The sequence below is a fragment of the Stenotrophomonas sp. AS1 genome (assembly GCF_048957655.1).
GTDB classification, from domain to species: Bacteria; Pseudomonadota; Gammaproteobacteria; order Xanthomonadales; family Xanthomonadaceae; genus Stenotrophomonas; species Stenotrophomonas bentonitica_A.
Genome location: NZ_JARVXM010000001.1, coordinates 62230 through 79008 on the forward strand (window position 1 = coordinate 62230; position 16779 = coordinate 79008).

Annotated in this window: 12 protein-coding genes and 1 pseudogene; 3 read left to right on the top strand and 10 right to left on the bottom strand. The window is 60.0% G+C overall.

Going from position 1 to position 16779, the window contains the following annotated elements:
- Nucleotides 1-5 precede the first annotated feature (5 nt).
- Nucleotides 6-1083, bottom strand: a pseudogene (locus tag PV764_RS00240) (site-specific integrase).
- Nucleotides 1084-1186: 103 nt separating this feature from the next.
- On the opposite strand from PV764_RS00240, the gene PV764_RS00245 reads away from it, so the two are divergent.
- A complete protein-coding gene (locus tag PV764_RS00245) occupies nt 1187-2107 on the top strand; it encodes a DNA-binding protein (protein ID WP_088434184.1) in 921 nt (306 codons plus the stop codon).
- Here the strand turns inward: PV764_RS00245 and PV764_RS00250 are convergent.
- The 8 genes from PV764_RS00250 to PV764_RS00285 all read right to left on the bottom strand — a co-directional run bounded on the left by PV764_RS00250 (nt 2003) and on the right by PV764_RS00285 (nt 12162).
- A complete protein-coding gene (locus PV764_RS00250) occupies nt 2003-2332 on the bottom strand; it encodes a hypothetical protein (protein ID WP_421115938.1) in 330 nt (109 codons plus the stop codon). The genes PV764_RS00245 and PV764_RS00250 overlap by 105 nt on opposite strands.
- A gap of 1681 nt (nt 2333-4013) precedes the next feature.
- Nucleotides 4014-4979, bottom strand: a complete 966-nt coding sequence (locus tag PV764_RS00255; protein WP_102789240.1) for a hypothetical protein — start codon at nt 4977-4979, stop codon at nt 4014-4016.
- A complete protein-coding gene (locus tag PV764_RS00260) occupies nt 4976-6865 on the bottom strand; it encodes a hypothetical protein (RefSeq protein WP_146027616.1) in 1890 nt (629 codons plus the stop codon). Before PV764_RS00260 ends, PV764_RS00255 begins: the two co-directional genes overlap by 4 nt.
- Complete coding sequence (locus PV764_RS00265) at nt 6862-7410, bottom strand: hypothetical protein (protein WP_146027615.1); 549 nt, start codon at nt 7408-7410, stop codon at nt 6862-6864. Before PV764_RS00265 ends, PV764_RS00260 begins: the two co-directional genes overlap by 4 nt.
- A 779-nt stretch (nt 7411-8189) precedes the next feature.
- Nucleotides 8190-8423, bottom strand: a complete 234-nt coding sequence (locus PV764_RS00270; protein WP_102789238.1) for a hypothetical protein — start codon at nt 8421-8423, stop codon at nt 8190-8192.
- Between the two features lie 862 nt (nt 8424-9285).
- A complete protein-coding gene (locus PV764_RS00275; RefSeq protein WP_182338177.1) occupies nt 9286-9810 on the bottom strand; it encodes a Pycsar system effector family protein in 525 nt (174 codons plus the stop codon).
- Nucleotides 9755-10630: an E2 domain-containing protein gene (locus tag PV764_RS00280; protein WP_220466564.1), complete on the bottom strand. Its 876-nt coding sequence runs from the start codon at nt 10628-10630 to the stop codon at nt 9755-9757. Before PV764_RS00280 ends, PV764_RS00275 begins: the two co-directional genes overlap by 56 nt.
- Entirely contained in the window at nt 10630-12162 is a 1533-nt protein-coding gene (locus PV764_RS00285; protein WP_102789236.1) for an adenylate/guanylate cyclase domain-containing protein, read from the bottom strand. Before PV764_RS00285 ends, PV764_RS00280 begins: the two co-directional genes overlap by 1 nt.
- A 136-nt stretch (nt 12163-12298) precedes the next feature.
- On the opposite strand from PV764_RS00285, the gene PV764_RS00290 reads away from it, so the two are divergent.
- Nucleotides 12299-13219, top strand: a complete 921-nt coding sequence (locus PV764_RS00290; RefSeq protein ID WP_102789235.1) for a TIR domain-containing protein — start codon at nt 12299-12301, stop codon at nt 13217-13219.
- A 2-nt stretch (nt 13220-13221) separates the two neighbouring features.
- Nucleotides 13222-13800 (top strand): adenylate/guanylate cyclase domain-containing protein, encoded by a 579-nt coding sequence (locus PV764_RS00295; protein ID WP_174704360.1) that lies wholly within the window; start codon nt 13222-13224, stop codon nt 13798-13800.
- Here the strand turns inward: PV764_RS00295 and PV764_RS00300 are convergent.
- Nucleotides 13767-16760: a Tn3 family transposase gene (locus PV764_RS00300; RefSeq protein ID WP_074058973.1), complete on the bottom strand. Its 2994-nt coding sequence runs from the start codon at nt 16758-16760 to the stop codon at nt 13767-13769. The two genes, PV764_RS00295 and PV764_RS00300, sit on opposite strands and share 34 nt — an antisense overlap.
- Between the last annotated feature and the right edge of the window lie 19 nt (nt 16761-16779).

A 16779-nucleotide genomic window follows, 5' to 3' on the forward strand; every position in this document is an offset into this window, starting at 1 on the left:
CAATTTTACTCGAGCAACCTGGCTGCTGGATTCTGGTCGCATGCACCCGATTGGAAGTAGCCCAATACACTCGACACCGACCGGTGCTCGGTCAGTTGCATGATCGCCGGCAACGCCACGCCCTGGCGGCTGGCTTCGGTGACGAACCCCGAGCGCAGACTATGCCCGCCGAAATCCCCCTCCAGACCCGCTAGGCGCGCCCGCCGCTGCACGATCTCGCCCACGGCGGCCGGGGACAGGGCAGGGCCCACGCGTTGCTTCCACAGCCGCCGGAAGATCGCCCCCTCGGTGATCCCAGAGGCCTCCAGCCAATCCTGCAGGGCGAGGGCGGCCCGATCCAGCACCGGCTTGTCCGGGGTCGAGGTGGCGGTAGCGCCGGCCTGCTGGGTCTTGCTGTGCTCCAATCGGTAGATATAGCCCGCCTCGCCGATCCGACGCAGGTCGCGCAAGTCAGCGGCGGCGATCTCGCTGCGCCGGCGCCCACCACTGGCGAATCCGAAGCAGAGTAGGGCGCGATACTCCCTCCAAGCTGTCGTCACAGGTGGCCAACATGGCCTCCAGCTCGCCCAGGGTGATCGCAGTCTTTTTGCGTGGGCGCTCGCCGCGCTTGACCGCGGCCCGCGCGGCGCGACTGAGCACGGTGCGGATTGCCGGCTGCTCGCAGGGATTGGTGGCTTGTTTGAGCCGGTGTGCGGTGGACAGTACGGCGACCCGGTGCCGCACGGTGGCCAGCGTCCAGGGCCCAAGTTTGGCTTTCAGGCCGGCCGCCACCAAGGCCTGATCGACGGCCGGCGGCAGTTCCCAGGCCAATTCGCCGTAGGCCGAACGGCGCTGTACGTGGTCGACCACAAACTGCAGCACAGTCGCTTCGGGCACCGGCAAGGTCAGCTCGATCCCGTAGCGCGCCGCATGCCAGCCGGCCCAGTAGCGCAGCGCGCTGCTGTAGCTGCGGGTGGTGTTCTCGGCGGCCGCTTCGGCCAGCAGTTCGCGCACCGCCTCGGCGGCTTGTTGGGCCAACTGTTCCGGCAACACCAGGCTGGCAGTCGTCGCGGCGAGCACGGGGATCGTAGAATTATCTTTCATACTATGTAATATATACTACGACATAGAGCTTATAACCGCGATAATCATCACTTATCGCCAGTACGTTACCAGCAGAGTAGGGCGCCAGTACAGGAGACTTCGCATGGCCCGCGGCATCACCGAATCTGACGTCCACACCGCCGCCGACGAACTGGTGGCCAAGGGTGAGCGCCCAACCGTTGAGCGAATCCGTGCTCACCTGGGGACCGGCTCTCCGAACACGGTCACTCGCTGGCTGGAGACTTGGTGGATTCGACTCGGCACGCGCCTGCAGCCACGACGTCCGGACTTTGAAGACGCCCCGGCGGTGTTGGCGGAACTAGCCGGGCAATGGTGGGAGCTGGCGCTGACGCACGCTAGGGAGGCGGCCCTTCGAGAGTTCGCAGAGACTGAGCGGTCACTGGCTACCCAGCGTGAAGCGCTGGATGCCAGGTCACGGCTCGTGGCTGACGAACTGAGTCAAATGCGCTCAGAGCGCGCCTCGGCTATCGCCGGCGAACGCATAGCTAGTACGCAAGCGGCCGAACTGGAGCGGTTGGTCGATCAGCTACACCTGCAGATCTCAGAGCTAACGGAGCAGCGGGATCTTGGGCTTCGGAGAGCCGATCGAGCTGAGGCAGCAAGACAAAATCTTGATGCCCGGCTTCATGAAACGCTGGAAACGGCAAAATCTGAGCGAGAGGACTGGACCGAGTACGTCAGATCTGTCGAGAATCGAACGCTCGGCGACGTGGATCGATCTCGGCAGGAGGCGAAAGATCTCCAGGCTCAACTCAACAATCAGGCCAAAGCCCAGAGGGCAATCGAGGATCAGCTACGCCAGGAGCTGCATGCAGCCCAATCTGCAGCCATCTCGGCCGGTCAAGCTGCCGATGTTCTCCGGGGCAGGTGCGAGGGACTTGAGAAGCAACTCAGCAGTCTACGAGAACTTCCGGCGCAACTGGAGGCAGCCTTCAAGCGGAACACACCGAAGCAAGCGATCCCAAGGTTGCGCCCACGACGCCAGAGCCCGAAGTCGACATGAGCGTAACCGCCGAAGGGTCCCCGAACAGATGAATCGATCTTCTGCGGCTTTCCGACGCATGCTGGCTGCATCGATTGTCGCTTGCACGCGCGCCACAACCTGATCGTGATGAATCGCCGGTCGCGCATCGGCAATGGCGCGCTCAATTTTTGCTCGGAACCACTGGTTGTAGCTCTCGGCCACAGCTGACTCAGATTTGGAACTGCTGAAATTGAACCTGACCATGGAGGAACCGTACGCCAACCGTCTTACGAACAGGGTAGAAGGCAGCTACAGCCGACACTTCCTTATTTAGGATGATGTCCCTGAATGCCTCAAAATTCCCAATGAAATCAAGAAGGGGCATGTTCGTCGCAGAGATTTGACGGCAAGCTAAGTCACTGATTTCTTGGGTCATAATTCTATCGCAACGCCACAATCTCCATGATCCAACGCAGATCTTTCTGTGCCTAGGATGCCAGTCGCAGACATTCCTTCCACTGGAAGGTCAGATGCCGACAATTCCGCCCTTCGGAGATCCGATGCAGACAATTCTGCATCTCAACGAACTAGTAAGGGGCGGTCCAGGTTTGGCAGGGAAGGATCCTCCATCCACTACACCTGACCGCCGGCTCTGCTTCGCTCCTTGCGGGCGCAGCCCAGCCACGCCAGAGTCAGAAGGCACGAGCTCCTTCTATGTCTGATCAACACCACTGGGCGGATCAGTGCGGCTTCATCATCGGTAGCAGAGCCGTCAAGTCGGCCGAGCAAGTGAAGGGCGGAGCTCGCGAAGCCGCGACCCAGTACCCGTTCGTATGCCCGCGCCAGGGCCTCGATCGCAGGGTTGTCAGACGGGAGGAGAGACATTGCCTGCGCGATCTCTCTTAGGACCGCCTGTGTGGGCCTACCCAATACACGGCCATCCAGGAACAGGTGCTCGCGGACTCTGTAGGCGGGGAGCAATACAACCGAAGCGCGCGAGGATGGCTGCCCCCCACCTTCCGAGGCCTCAGGCAAGCCTAAGCAGGCTCGCTCACGTGCCGAGAAGGTCGACTCGCGGAACTTCGCCGCAACTGAGGCCGTGATACGCGCCATCGGTCTTTCAAGCGCCTGAGGAAGCTCAAGAAAGAAGTCACGACCTGGCCCCATGGACGGGGCAAGGCGCGAGAACGCGGCCTTCTGGGAGCGAGCTTCGACGGATTGCCCATGACGTACGGTAGACGCCCTGATGAGCACGTCCGACGAGGCGTACTTCGGTCGGTACCAAGGGTAAGCCCTGCCGCGAAACAGGACTGCCGCCTCCTCGGCGGACGTCAGATCATCTCCCACCCCGATCAGCGTTCGCCGACCTCGACTCGCCCCGGCCCAGCGAAGGTATCGCTTTATCCAGCTGCCACGAAGGTCCTCGATCCTACCTTCTTCGTCAAGGGTATTCCGGCTCGAAACCGGGTCATGCCCGCATGGGCATAGTAGGGGAGGGGCATCGGAGCGAAAGCCATGCCATAGCGGTCTCGAGCAATGGTCGCACTGAGATGAGAGGGGTTGCGAGTGCCACGGACACCGGTTGACCCAAGGCATCTGGAACAACATCGAGTGATACCCAGTTTTCATGCACTCAGTACACCCCGACAGGTATGGACGCCAGTGCGTCGCAGAACCGCCGAATGCTTGCCAAGCAGTTGGCTGCCACAGTGGCGCGAGGATAGACGCAGCAGGAATTCTTGCCGCAATCGAAGTTCTGGCCTTTGCAGAGAGACAGAGCTGACGACACAAATCCTCGGTGTACCTTGGGCGAATGCCGAACGCACCATGACCATCACTGCAGTAAAGGCTATTGAATCTCAGCGTCTGAACAACGAATCCGAACGGGGAAATGCCGGCACTCCACGCTGGCGGTAGGTGGGCTACAGTTCTGACCTCACTGTCGCTATCCATTGATGCCTCCATCTGCTGTGAAAGTCAGCGCTCCCGATTCGCCATCAAAGGCAGCAAGATCCGAGAAGGCGACCGACATTTCAATGTCACTAGACGTGACCTCCTTGAAGCCAATTTTGCAGATGACCCTGGTCGCCAAGTAGTACGCAATGAGGCGCATAGCCTTGAGAGGCCACTCATCTTGACTGGAGTGCCCGGCTGCGGCGCGACAGCTGCAACCGGCATTCCAGATCTGCTCACTGAAATGCCGTAAACGGAACTCCCCGTCGTAGAGCTCTGGCGCAAGGCTCCTGGGCAAGGTAACGCCGGCTCCGGCGCTAGCCTCTACCTCGTCCTCGAAGCGCTCCAAGAACGTCTCAACGTCCAGGGCCCCTCGAATTCCATGCAGGCGATGGTAGCGGGTCAAGAAGCGCCCACGGACCTGAGGTGTGACCGTGGTTCTATTGATCTCTTCGCGCCGGCTGGAAGTGTGATTGTCCTGAAACAGGAAGATGACAAAGAGCGAAATGCCCTTCTTCTCCAGCGCGTTATCGATTGTAATGAAATGTTGAAAGGCGGCTTGCTCCAGCAAGTTTGCATCATCGGCGATGAAGAATAGCGATCCGCCGCCTGCAGACCTGAGCATCAGATCAACGGTATTAACGATCCGCTCGATCTTTCGGTCAGCAGCCTGGTGGGAGATCACTTGTGAGCCGAGCTGTGAAATGAACCAGTCCAGGAATGCGGACTCTCCAGGACCAAGCACCCGGAGGTTTGCCTGCTTGGCCACGTATTTGCATTCTGTCCATTCAGTGTTTGCGCAGATGAACTGCGCGAGGGTACTTTTTCCGAACCGGGTCAGCGAATGAAACCCGATACCGCGGTAGTCAACCTCAAGTGCGGAGATGATCTTGGTCAGAGCATCTTCCATGCCGCGGGTCGGGATGATGGGCTCTCCTTTGTAGTTGAACGTTGTCATTGCTTCGGCCCCTTCCTGCCCAAGTTGACCCGGCCGGTAATGGGTACGAACAAGTCCTCAGCAGGTGCTCGCTGTTGGCCGGTCTCGGCCAAAGGCAGTGTCGTTTCCTTAGCCACCGGTGAAGCCTCAGATGCCGCATCTAGGTCACGCCGGTGTCGCGTTGCTGCAAGCGCAGCGCCGTGCTCTGAGCTGAAGTTCCTTCTTACATGCTCCCTGTACGCGATGACCGCATCTTCTGCACCACTGATCTCGAAGCCATCCGTTCGGCTTCGGCGTTGGATTAACCGCCTAAGCGCAAGGCTATGCGGTGAGCGACCCCAAGGGCGGAGCGCCCTCAGGACTACGAACAGCTCTCCTGACGCGGTGTATAGATGCAAGAACCTTCCATCGTGGATGTCGACCTCTGCCGCGAATTTCTGGCCTAACAAGTCCCACCTGTTCTTCATTGATGCGGCTCGATACTTCGCGTGCCCAAAGCGCGCATAGGGCTGACGCCTCTTACGTCGATCTCCACGAATGGTTACGGAGAAGTTGTGCTTCGAAAGTGACCGAGCCCGATCCTCGTGATCCTTGGTGGCAAACAGCCATCCGCCAGACGCTGCAAAAGACTGAAGCGCCTCGACTGGCGTGCGGTTCTGGAGCGTGTTGATCGGCGATATGTTAGAAGCCGCGATCGTGACATCCATGAGATCTTCGAGTGCCGTGGGCTGCATTGGGAAGTTCTCGAATTTGTAGCCATTCGTTTTGGTCGCATCGGACAGCTCGCCCGCCGGCCGGAACCCGCCTGGCAGCTTTCGGACCACCGCTTCTTCCATCCGCTTGTTCCACGCTTCGAGGTGACCACGCGTTTCAGGAACATGGCTATGCCCAAGATGAATGACACCCATCAGCTCCGACGCCATTCGCAACCTATTGACCTTCAATTTGTGAGCCATCGCATTGTCGACACTCGTAATTGCTCCCGTTGCCACAAATCCAATGACGGACAAGGATCCGATGCACGCCCCTGGCTCATAGTTCATTGAGGGCACAACGAGGTCACGAACGGACCTTTCTCGCAAGCTTTCTGCGCATGCCGCGTTGAATTCGGTTCCGTTGTAGTTGGTGGAGAAGGAGAGCCACCAGCTAGAGCAGAGCCGCATCAGCGCGAAGTAGCCGACTATCAACCACGTCTTCGTGATCGTTTGGAAGAACGGGTTCCCATCCGCGTCCTCGCCTTCAACATTGAAATTCGTGTCCAAAGAGTGTCCATCGAACTGCACCCAGTCACCCATCTGTAGCGCAAACACTTCGTTCAGCTGGCTGGCTAGGGTTGCGTCCTCTATCTCGAAGCCATCATCTACAAACGGAGAGCCTTGACGCAGTCTTTTTAGGTACTGCAGGACGCTTCTCCTCGCACATGATTTGTCGTTAGCTGGATAGCGATCTGCCGGAACCGACTTCTGCACAGTCTTCTTCAGTAGTTTGAAGAATCGATCAAACTTGGGGCTGCGCTCATTTCTCGAAGGCAGTGGGCCGGCGTAGCCTATGAGCATTTCTTCGAATTCCGGGAGCTTTCTCAGGAACGAATTGAATGCTCCCGGTCCCGCAGCGGCTGGAAATTCTGCGGCAAGGCGTTGGCTGGTATTTCTTACTCTGTATGGCAGGCAGGCGCGCCAACCCCACGGCCGCCCATCTGGGGACGTCTGCTGTGTGTTTCGCAGCGTCAATGCAAGCGTCTTGGCGTTCAGCCCGTGACGCTTCGCGACCGCAGCGATCGAGGAGCCTGCGACGACGGCATGAACTGCGTCAACGCGAGCCTGGTAGGACTTGAGTTGGTTTGAGGTCAGCCCTTGAGGACTAAGCAGATCCCAGGACAGTAGCTCCTCGCGACTCACCCCGCTCATGGGTTTGCTCCCAGCGTAACTGACGACGAGGTCCGAAGCCTCTCATTGAAGTTGATCGCCAGGTCCCCGCGATGTACCAGAAGACAGGTCGCACTGCGAATATCCCGCCAATCGAACGTCGGGCGCAGGCTCGTTTCGATTGCATGGAAAGAGCTGACGGGGTGCCTTCTCATGTGGGTCATCACTGCGTCAATGAAGACACTGATTCCTCGCGACCGTCTAGCTGCCTGCACATAAGGAAGCAGCTCAAGTCGCGTGGCATTGGCCACCCGTGCTGCAAGAATGGACTGCAACTTCCGGATTGCAAGGTCCAAACCCGCACGCTGTGAAGCTTCCATCAGTTCGGCGCAAAACTGCTGTTCGGCGCGGAGCGCCGGAACAGTGGCGGCGGCCTGTCTGCGGAATACGATGAAGCTTTCGGTGCCACACTTCCTGGAGATCCAGAAGCAGAGCTCAACATCTCGGCCACGCACCAGTAATGTTCTAGGGCGCTCAACGTAGGTTGCCACGCTTGGATCAAACTCCAGATCCAGCGCCAAGGCCAAGCGGCATGGTTCCACGACAGCAACCAGGCGTTGGTTATTCCTTGGTGACTGGTAGTAGTAGGCGTCCAGTCTGGTGGATTCAGAGGGCGTGAGTGGGCGAGCGGTGTACGCCTCCTTGCTAGACGCGGGCGGGGTGTCTGATGAGGTGACTGAAGGGTGGGGAAGACTAGCCATGACGCCTCTCCCATTGAATCCCTAGCCGGTGGCCGGCAGGGGAGGCGGTGACCGGAGGAGCGGCAAGGGCATGGCACCGAAACTGAAAGAAGCGAGCCGCGTACCCAGCTAGCCAGTCATGGTGACTGTTCGCGGCAGTCATCACGGGGTAGTGGCGGGTGATGCCGCGCAGAGTGGCGACTAGCCGGCTTCGGCGTACAGGCCAAGCGGCATAAGAAGTTTCGGTGGGGCGCAGGTTGGGGTGATTGACCCGAGCAGTGTCGAACATTACCGGGCAGGCAGCTCCTGAAAGCATGGTTTTCTCCGGATTAGGTGCACGGTGGCACCACACCGCGAGGGACGGGGCGGGCCAGGGCGCAACCTTCACTCGGGTCGGCATATGCCGGCCCATGTAAAGGCAACACCTGTCTGGCCGACCATCACTGGCGGCTTGACTTCGCGGAAGAAATGAAGGAGCCTAAACCTGTTGGTGTTTAGTACTTCCTACCTCTCGCTCTTTCGAGAGGCTAATGCCCTCGTTGACGCGGGGGCATTGTCATTTCCAGGGGTCAGAGAGGGCGGTTTCAGCTCATGCTCAGGGCTTCCTGGTGGGTTGGGAAATGCGGCTAGCCGCCGGACGATGCCTTCGCAGAATCCACGAAGGCGGCAACATCGACAGTGTCGGCAAACCAGCCGCGGCGCTTGGGCAGCAGGAACATTTGGAAGGGCAGCGACCCGCGTGCGCGCGCCTTGGCCAACGACGCAGTGCTCTTGTAGCCAAGGATCCTTGCGGTCTGGGCCGCAGACAGAACAGCGCCGAAGGTGCGCAGGTACTTCGTTTCGAGCGAGTCTTCGGACATCTGCCGTACTCAGTCGTGGTCTGGCCGCGCAAGGTCGCGCACTGACAACAACTCTACTCGTGCGCGCAACCCCCTGCAATATGGCTAACATATTGATTGCAATGCACTTAATTGCGGGCAATTAGGCGTGGAAGCACTTTCAAATCGCATGGTTGGGAATGCGAAATTGCGCCGGTTGGGCTTTCAAAGCTTGAAAGCTTGCGGTTGAGTTCCTCGTGTCATTAGCGACCGCTTGTGAGGAGCTAGGAGACACCCCGGTAGCGTTCGACTCCTGCAACGTTCCGAAAAGCGATCTCCCTTGAGGAGCGCCCCCCCCATGGATAGGGCATCCAGAGCCGGTGCTTAGCCGGAAGATCAAATCAGAAAGCATGATGCACTGGGAATCGCGGAGTAGAGGGCGGCGTAGAAGACGCAGTCGAGCAGAAGACTCGGACGCCGGGTTGTGAGGTGCTTTGGGCCGGAAGTTGTCCTCCGCCAAACGCGGGAGGAGGCATCCAGCTTCATGATTAGGATTCGTTATCGGGGGTAGGGTAGATGCCCACTTCTGGCCGAAGTCGGACATCTGCGAGATGGATTGCCGCCGCTGGGACGTATGCCGGCGAGGGCGACATCACGCACGCCGCTTCCCTCGATCCGGTGAGGCAGTCGTTCCATGGACGTACTGTCGAGCTGGTGGCTCGATGGGGTGCAATGGCGATGGATGAGGACTGTATGAGGGAAAGACCCTGGCGACCGTCGGCCCTCTTGTTTCCCGAAAGCCAAATGCAATGGCTGCCAAGGGGTGACGCCCCCACCTGATTCGAGGGGGATTCATTCAATCAAGGTGCCATGGTGCCGACTTTACCGGATCGATAGCGTGCTGCTACTTTACAGGCGGTGGCAGCAGGGTAATGAGCGCCATCCAAGGTGCAATGGTCAGGGCGGTAGCGAGGTAAGACCTCTTCAAGCACTTGAACTTAGCGACCAGGATCTTGGAATTCCTCCAGCATTGGCCCAACACGTCGCGCTCAAACCCATCCAGCGTTCTGGTTTCACACGCGCGCAGGAACTCAGACTCGGTCATTTTTTCGATTCGACTAAAGAAGATCAGCGAATTGGATCCGCCGCGAAGATCGGGAAAATAGCCCAACCACAGGTTCCAGAAGCTCAAAGTGAGGGGCGTCAGGAACAGCACGCCAACGACTGAAACAAGCAGGGTGAGATCTTCTGGCTTGGGGATTCGGGTGGAGAGCATCGCCAGCATGCCCAGGTTGATGCCCAGACCCACCGATAGCTTCGTGTCCACTCGCGAGAAGAAGCCAAGAACGAGTTGAAGCTGCTGCCATGCAGCGTTAACGCGGTCGCTTTGATTTGGCTGGCGGTCGCCAGTATCTCGAACTTCTTGCATGTTGAGGGTTCTCTTTCTTCGTGCATCCGACTTGCTTGCGCCGGATGGCGTTGCGAAGACCGCATGTCTCCAAGGTCCCGCAGCAAGCCATTCCCGCTGCAGCGCATTGATCAAGGAAGGCCCTGTCGGCTAGCGCGCAGCGGTGCCGCTCCAGGACATAGGTCGCCAGAGCTTCGGCGTGGTCCGCGCATTCCGCCGTCGTGCGCTTCGGTCGGCAACCGCAGGGGCAGGCCAGCTTTCCGGAAATCAGGGAATTGCTGCGAAGTGAAACGCGCGCAATCAGTTGATCGCCACGCCACAGCTCCAGTCGACGCTTTCCCGGCCGCACATCTTGCCGGACTTCGAACAGACCGGCTTGCGCCGCCGCCTTGAATTCTGGGCCCAGGCATTCGGCCGCCTGCTCCGCGATAGCTTGATGCTTGGCCGCGTCGCCATGGGCGCGGCCGTTTTCTGCACCTGGGAAGACCCTGCGTACATTCGCGCTGATTTGATGGGCCAAGAATCGATACACCGTCGACCACCACTGTCTGGCTGCCGCTTCGTCGATAATGTGCCCCGGCTTACCGTCACCCCATCCCAGGCAGAAGCTTTGGTTGGGGTTGATGTGTCTGTCAGGGCAGAATTGCGGAAGTTGGTGGTGTCCTGGGGCTTCCTTAGCAGACACGTGCTCCCCGGCGATGGAGATCGCCAGGGTGAAAACATGCACAGCCCCGCCTGGACGAGTGACCGAGATCTCAGCCCTCCCTCCGCCTGCGGCGCGATGCAGCGTGGCACCGTAGTCCGATGCCACGCCTTGCAGCAATTCGAAGGCCAACGCCATCAGTGGATATCTGAGTGCGGGCGGATCGGCTGTTCAAGGCCGGGAACCACCGCGGGGGCCGCCTCTGCGTAATGGGCCGCCAACACCGCCTTGGCCACTGGGTCACCCGACGCGGCCAGTTCTTCCACCGCTGCCGCGTAATCGAGGTTGGCCACCTTTCGGTCAGATGCGAACACTCGACGAACTGCGTCGGTACCGGCGTTGTAGGCCTTCTCACCGATCGCGGTCTGCACGCCATCGCACTGCCGCTGTTCGGCCTCCGAGGCCAGCACCGCCCTGCCGGTTGCGCAGCGCACCAAACTGCCCTTCATTCCCAGCCGGGACAGTGCCAGCGGCCCAAGCTCAAAGCCGATGGCCAGACCCAGCTCCTCGGTGATCGAACCCTCGGAGTTCAAGTAGTCAATGGCCACGGCGAAGCTGCTGCGAAGTGCGCCTGCGCACTGTACAGCTGTACTCACCGTCGCTTCGGTGTCGGTCTCCTTTGAGGTACCTTCCAGCAGCACGCCTTGCAGGCAATCGCCGATAAAGCGAATGCGCCGCCCGGCAAAGTCCAAGTGCACTACCGCATCCAGCTCTGACCGCAGCACGTGGAGAGCGCGTACCAGATGCTGCGGATCCTCATCCAGATGCTTATCTACGAAGTTGGTGAAGCCGTCGATGTCTGCATACAGCGACACACCCTCGAAGCGCTTGGACTTGGCAGCGCTAAGCAGGCTGAAGTCCAGATCGGAAATCGGCGGGGTAGGGCGGCTGAATTCGAATTCGCCAATGGGCAGGTCCTCCTGCTCCTCCTTCCAGAGCTCTATGATCCGCGTCTTGGAAACGCCCAAGCCTGCCGCCTCAACGCAGGCCGCCACCTGATCCTGGGTCAGCGGCGTGGTGCGGTCTTTGTCGCCGCTCAGCGCCGGCAGCTCGAGCAGCGCCCGTGCACCATGGGTGAGGTAAATGCCCTCCGCCACGCCATGGCCGGCGCACTTGGCGGCCTGATTTGCCGGGGAGCCCAGGAAGAGCGGCTCGCGGCTGGCGCGGCGACCGTTGTTGACGGCCAGTGCCAGCCCGCTGTCGATACCCACACGGACCTGTGCATTAGGGATGTGCTCATCCGTATCGCCCGTTTCGGCCAGAACGTCGATGGTCAGCTGGGCAATGGCCACCGCGCGCTCGATCCGTGCGCGCTCATCGGCATCGCCATAGGGCTTGGTGACCACCGCATGCAACCGTTGGTTGTGGAAATCCACGCGGACCGTCTCACTCTCGACCAGGAGGCGGTGGACGGCGCGGTAATGCTGATTCAGGAAGCGGAGAGCGCGCTTGTGGCACGTTTCCCCTTCAACATTGGTGCAGTTGAGCATGTCCTGCAGATTGACGATGTCGATGTAGACATGCGCGCCGTTAACCCGATAGGCGCGGTTGACCGCGATATTGTCCAACGAGGTCTCGCGCGTGTAGTCACGAATATCGACCTTACGGACTTCCTCGTAACGCGTGGTAAGGCGCTTCTTGGTGCGGTCTTCCTTCCAGCTATGTCCCATCGTCCTGCTCCCTGCGGCCAAATGGAGACCGAGCCGGAGCGGGTCGCGTCGCTCTCGGGCCGGGCACCAACCGGTTTTCGGCTGGTTCATTTGTCGTATATTGGGAGCCAGTTCACACTTTCAAGGGAGGGAAGGTATGGGGGCGAGCATTATCGAGCGACTTTCTGCCGACGGCGGCAGGCGACTGGTGGCGGCCTTGGCCGAGTTCCGCACCCTGGCGGGGCTGGAGGCTGCTGCCACGCAGCTGGCTGAGGCCGGGGAACTGCTGGAAGTCGCGGCTGGCGCGTCCTTCATCACGCAAGAAGATGCCGAAACCGACGTGTTTTTCATCGTTGCCGGTGCGGTGGACGTGATCGTCAATGGCAAGGTGGTCAATACCCGCCGAGTCGGGGAACACGTGGGGGAGATGGCAGCCATCGAGCCGACCCAGTTGCGTGCGGCCACCATTACCGCCACCGAGCCCACAGTGGTGTTGAAGGTGCCTGAAAGCGATTTCAGTCGCGCTGCCGATGCACACCCATTGATCTGGCGGCGCTTGGCAGCTGCTCTGTCGCGCCGGCTGAAGGAGCGTAACCGAATGATTACGGCCCCCCGCGAACGGGTCCGGGTCTTCGTGATGTCCTCGGTGGAGGCGCTGCCGGTCACCCGCCTGCTGGTGCAGCATTTCGAGCACGATCCCTTCCTGACGGTGGTCTGGGACCACGGCGTTTTCCGCGCGGCCAACTACACCCTTGATGAGCTGGAGGCCCAGCTGGAGCAGGCGGACTTTGCAATTGCCGTGGCGCATGCCGACGACATGGTGATCAGCCGCGGTGACGAGTGGCCGGTCATGCGCGACAACGTCGTCTTTGAGCTGGGCATGTTCATTGGGTTTCTGGGACGTCGGCGCGCCTTCCTGATGGAGCCGCGCGAAGACAAGCTGAAGCTGCCGAGCGATCTGGCGGGGCTGACTACCGTTCCTTACCGATACAAACCTGGTGCCGATGCCCGTGCCTTGCTGGCACCGGCGTGCGAGCAGATCCGCGCCCGGATTCTCGCCGCTGGACCGAGAGACTGACCATGACAGTGCTGGAAGAGATGACGGCAGCAGTGGAAGCGATCACGCAAAACCAATGGTCAACCCGACAGGGCCAGGTCGTGCCCGATCCTGAGGATCTGCGGCTCGGCAACGACGCAGTCGAGTTTGATCGCGCCACGGTCCTGTACGCAGACCTTAAAGGCTCCACCAAGATGGTCGATGCCGAGCATTGGTGGCTGAGCGCGGAGATCTACAAAGCGTTCCTGCATTGCGCCGCCACCATCATCAAGAAGGAGGGCGGCAAGATTACCTCCTACGACGGTGACCGCGTCATGGGTATCTGGGTCGGTAACCGGCAAGCCACGCCAGCGGCCAAGGCAGGGTTGAAAATAAACTACGCGGTCAAGAATATCGTCGTGCCGGCACTGCGGCGCCAGTATCCGCACTGGGCCGGCACCGTGAAGCAGGTGGTCGGAATCGACAGTAGTAGAGGGTCGGCAGGGAATCGTTACGTACAGGGCCAAAAACCGCCTAAGCGATTGAAACAAAATCATAATTTCCTTGTCCCGATAGCGGATCTCCCCGTCTATGGGGCCTGTTCAAGGACTTTCGCTGTATAGCTCAGCGGCGCCACTTCCCTATCAAGGTCGAGATGGTAGTCGCCGAAGCGATTGATGTGGCTGGTCCGATACGGCGACAGGCCGGCCAGGATCTCGGGCGTCAGTTCAATCCCCTCCTTCCGCATCTCAGCCAAGGTGCGGCTCATGCCCTCCACGTTGTGGAGGATGATCATGTTGGCGACCAGCTGGCTGTACTTGATGATCTTGCGCTGCTCGTGTTGGACGTTCTCAGCAATGATCCCCTGGCTGCCAAAGAAGACCCACTTCACGAAGCCGTTGTACTCCTCGCTCTTGTTGGTCGCAGCATGGATCGTTTTGCAGATCTCGTTGTCATCAATGTAGCGCAGCAAGAACAGCGTTCTGACGGCCTTGCCAAGTTCCCGGAAGGCGAAGTACAGCTTGTTCTTCCGACTATAGGTGCCCAGCCGGCGCAGGATCGAGGACGCGGTGATCTTGCCCAATCGGATCGAGATCACCACCCGCAGCATGTCGTGGAGATGGGTGGCGATCAGTTGCCAGTCGATGCTGTCTCCGAACAATGCCTGGATGTTCTTATAGGCCCTGCCAGGTTCGGGCCGGAAGAAATTCAGATCCTTGATGTTTCGTATCCTGGGCATCAGCTGGATGCCCAGCATGTGGGCCAGACCGAAGACCGGGTAGCTTTGGGCCTGCGTGTCGCCATGGACGATCTCAGGCTGGATGTCGGACGTGTTGGCCAGCAGGCCGTCGAGGATGTAGATGCCCTCGTGCACGCCACAGGGAATGAAGTGACTGAACAACGCCACGTATTTGTCGGATACGTGGTAGTAGCCGATGCCACCGTAACCGCCGTAACGGATGTGGTACTCCGACAACAGGTTGTCCTCGTAGACGCTCCATTTGGTGCCATCTGCTGAGGCGCTCTTCCCGCTGCCCCAATAGCCCGGCAAGTCGAATTTGTTGTAGGTATTGATGACCTCCACGATGGCCTTCTCAAGCACATCCTCGGTCACGTATTTGAGGTTGAGCCAAGCGACCTGGCGCCGACTGAAACCCTTGATCGACCGCGCCGTCTGCGTCGGCCCCAGGTTGCAGCCATAGCAAAATAGCGTGGTGATCACACGTCGGGGCAGATCTTCGACTTGGCTCTCGGTACCGGCGATCGGGCGGAAGAAACGGTGCAGATCCAGCCATTGGCTGGCATCGATCAGGACATCTACGATGCTGGACTCTGGGAGCCGTTCGGCGATGAGGCGATCCACGGCGGTAATCGCGCTGGAGACTTCGGCCCGTTGCCCCTTCCGCAGCACCAGGCGCCCATCTAGGATGTCCGCATGCGCGTTTTCCGGGAAACGCGCGTCAACCTCATCGGCCAAGGCGGTCAATTGTGCACGCAACCCCGCCACGAAAGACTCGGCGTCGGTGGGCAGGCCTGACACCTGACCATAGGCTTCCAGTTCCTGGGCCAAGGTGGCTTCATCGACCAGCTGCTCGCGGTAGTCGTCAAACCGTTCGCTGCTGGGAATGAAGAGATCTCCGGATTTCAGCTCGTCTTTGACCTGCACCAGCACGGCCACCTCAAAATACTTCCGGTGCATCCAGCCGGCGCCGGCCGCGCTGGCCCGCTTGCCGAACACGTGCTGACGCCAGAGCTTGGACATCCAGTCGAAGTCCTTTTCCGGGTCCAAACCGAGGGAAGCGACCTCGATCAGCTCACGGCGCTGGTTGCGCAGCGAGAGCACGGCTGCGATCAACGGCTCCATGCCGGCATCGTGGCTGGTCGCCCGCAAGTTCATCAGCTCAAGCCCATTGAACAGCAGCGGCCTGACCGCGCCATAGGGCTGCAGCATGAAAGGCAGGTAATTCTTCCCGGCGTAGGCCATATGTTCTTCGCATTCGGCCAGCAAGGTCGACACTTCCGCTTCCAGGCTGTTGTCGATGGCATCCACGCGCTGACTATCGCTGCCGTCGAGCTGATAGGCCTGCAGGATCTCCTTGAGCTGGCCGATGAGGAAGTCGGCCCGCTTGGCATGTTCGAGCTGGTAAGCCAGCAGCTTCTGCTGGGCCGTGTTCTCCAGCCCGCGCACCTGCTTGATGAACAACTCGGCTGCATCATCCAGCGTCTTGGCGTGCTGGGAGCGAATGAAGATGGTGGCCAGCGCATAGCGCTTGTCCTCAGCCAATTCGGCCAGTTCGCTGGCGTCATAGGCCCGAGCCATTGCACGGAATTGCTTGAGCTTGGGCACCGGCACATCGATGGGAGGCAGTTGGTCAGCCAACTGCTGCAGCATGCGGATGTGCTGCAGATAAAAACGAACTTCCTTGTTGGTCGGCCGGCCAGGCTCGCGCTTGAGCGATTGCCAGCCAGTAAATCTGGAGCCTTCCGGTGCGCGCAGCAATTCGTCAATGAGCGTGCGTGTGGCAGGCGTCAGTGCGTGGCTGATGCTGCGGTAGTACCCCAAATTGACCCGCTCGCGTGCGCCAATGGCGGCCAGCTCCAAGGTGCGGAAGCCTGGCAGTTCGTAGCGGTGGTGCACCAGCTCTTCGAGCAGGACGTTCACGATGTCCGGGATAGTGTGCTTGGTCTGGGCTGCTCCGGTGGCCACTGTGTCCAGCCAAGACAACCCAGCTTTGTCCAAGGGACGCACCCCAATGAACTGCCGCAGCTGCGGCATATGCCGGCGCTGGCTGCCGGAGGCGTCATAGCGTTCGAGCTGGTCGGTGTCCAATACGCGCCCGAGTCGGGCGGCCTTGGCGATGTGCTTCCGGATCCGCTCGGGCACTTCGGCCAACACTGTGAGGTAACCCAAGCGCTGGAAGAGCTTGAGATGGATCAGTACCGCCAGTTGCGGACCCGGCTGGGTGGTCAGCTGCTTGGCGAATGCAATCTCAGCGGCGGTGGGGGTAGAGATCTCCTCCAGTTCCTTGGCGGTGGGATCAGGCTTCAGTCGCGGGTAGGCGGTCTCGTGAAGGGTAGCCATTGGATCCGGAGGTTATGAG

Coding starts and splice junctions, on each gene's coding strand:
- PV764_RS00245 (WP_088434184.1), top strand. CDS start 1,187: ATGGCCCGCGGCATCACCGAATCTGACGTCCACACCGCCGCCGACGAA.
- PV764_RS00250 (WP_421115938.1), bottom strand. CDS start 2,332: ATGGTCAGGTTCAATTTCAGCAGTTCCAAATCTGAGTCAGCTGTGGCC.
- PV764_RS00255 (WP_102789240.1), bottom strand. CDS start 4,979: ATGACAACGTTCAACTACAAAGGAGAGCCCATCATCCCGACCCGCGGC.
- PV764_RS00260 (WP_146027616.1), bottom strand. CDS start 6,865: ATGAGCGGGGTGAGTCGCGAGGAGCTACTGTCCTGGGATCTGCTTAGT.
- PV764_RS00270 (WP_102789238.1), bottom strand. CDS start 8,423: ATGTCCGAAGACTCGCTCGAAACGAAGTACCTGCGCACCTTCGGCGCT.
- PV764_RS00275 (WP_182338177.1), bottom strand. CDS start 9,810: ATGCAAGAAGTTCGAGATACTGGCGACCGCCAGCCAAATCAAAGCGAC.
- PV764_RS00280 (WP_220466564.1), bottom strand. CDS start 10,630: ATGGCGTTGGCCTTCGAATTGCTGCAAGGCGTGGCATCGGACTACGGT.
- PV764_RS00285 (WP_102789236.1), bottom strand. CDS start 12,162: ATGGGACATAGCTGGAAGGAAGACCGCACCAAGAAGCGCCTTACCACG.
- PV764_RS00290 (WP_102789235.1), top strand. CDS start 12,299: ATGGGGGCGAGCATTATCGAGCGACTTTCTGCCGACGGCGGCAGGCGA.
- PV764_RS00295 (WP_174704360.1), top strand. CDS start 13,222: ATGACAGTGCTGGAAGAGATGACGGCAGCAGTGGAAGCGATCACGCAA.
- PV764_RS00300 (WP_074058973.1), bottom strand. CDS start 16,760: ATGGCTACCCTTCACGAGACCGCCTACCCGCGACTGAAGCCTGATCCC.